Below are 857 nucleotides of genomic sequence, written 5' to 3' on the forward strand. Positions count from 1 at the left end.
CCGCCACTACCGCCGCCGGGGGCGCCGGACCGGTTGGCCCGGGTCACCTTGGCGGTCGCCGAGCGCAGGCTCGGGCCGACCTCGTCGACCTCGACCTCGAAGACCGTCCGCTTCTCGCCTTCCTTGGTCTCGTAAGACCGCTGGCGCAGTCGGCCCTGCACGATCACGCGCATGCCGCGCTGCAGGGACTCGGCCACGTTCTCCGCCGGCTGACGCCAGACGTTGCACGTGAGGAAGAGGCTTTCGCCGTCCTTCCACTCGTTCGTCTGACGGTCGAACGTGCGGGGAGTGGACGCGATGCGGAACTTCGCGACCGCGGCACCCGAAGGGGTGAACCGCAGTTCGGGGTCGTCGACGAGATTGCCGACGAGGGTGATGACGGTCTCGCCTGCCATGGTGTGCTGACCTCTCGGGAGGAAGAGTTCCGTTCAGCGATGTTTCACGTGAAACATCGGACGCGAGCCACCAGGACCACGAACGGGTCCCGGAGGTGGCTCAGTGAGTGTCCGGGCGCAGGACCTTGGTCCGCAGAACCGACTCGCTCAGCGACATCTGGCGGTCGAGCTCCTTGACGACCTCGGGCGTGGCCTTCAGGTCGATGACCGTGTAGATGCCCTCGGGCTGCTTCTTGATCTCGTACGACAGGCGACGACGACCCCAGGTGTCGACCTTCTCAACAGTGCCACCGCCGGTGCGGACGACGTTGAGGAAGTTCTCGATCAGGGGGGAGACAGCGCGCTCCTCGACCGAGGGGTCGAGGATGACCATCACCTCGTAGTGACGCATGGGTAACCCACCTCCTTTGGACTCAGCGGCCACGGTCTCTCCGTGGCAGGAGGGTTGTGCAGCGTCGGCAC

General features: G+C 66.0%; 2 protein-coding genes. Both read right to left on the reverse strand.

Going from position 1 to position 857, the window contains the following annotated elements; translation table 11 throughout:
• A partial coding sequence (locus ABD323_RS42085) for a single-stranded DNA-binding protein (RefSeq protein WP_344447345.1) occupies positions 1-395 on the reverse strand: 395 nt, incomplete at its 3' end.
• 100 nt (positions 396-495) lie between these two features.
• A complete protein-coding gene (gene rpsF / locus ABD323_RS42090; RefSeq protein WP_344447346.1) occupies positions 496-786 on the reverse strand; it encodes a 30S ribosomal protein S6 in 291 nt (96 codons plus the stop codon).
• Between the last annotated feature and the right edge of the window lie 71 nt (positions 787-857).

The organism is Kitasatospora nipponensis, assembly GCF_039528135.1.
GTDB classification, from domain to species: domain Bacteria; phylum Actinomycetota; class Actinomycetes; order Streptomycetales; family Streptomycetaceae; genus Kitasatospora; species Kitasatospora nipponensis.

Excerpts from the sequence above, each read along its gene's own strand:
- rpsF (WP_344447346.1), bottom strand. The coding sequence starts at position 786 with ATGCGTCACTACGAGGTGATGGTCATCCTCGACCCCTCGGTCGAGGAG.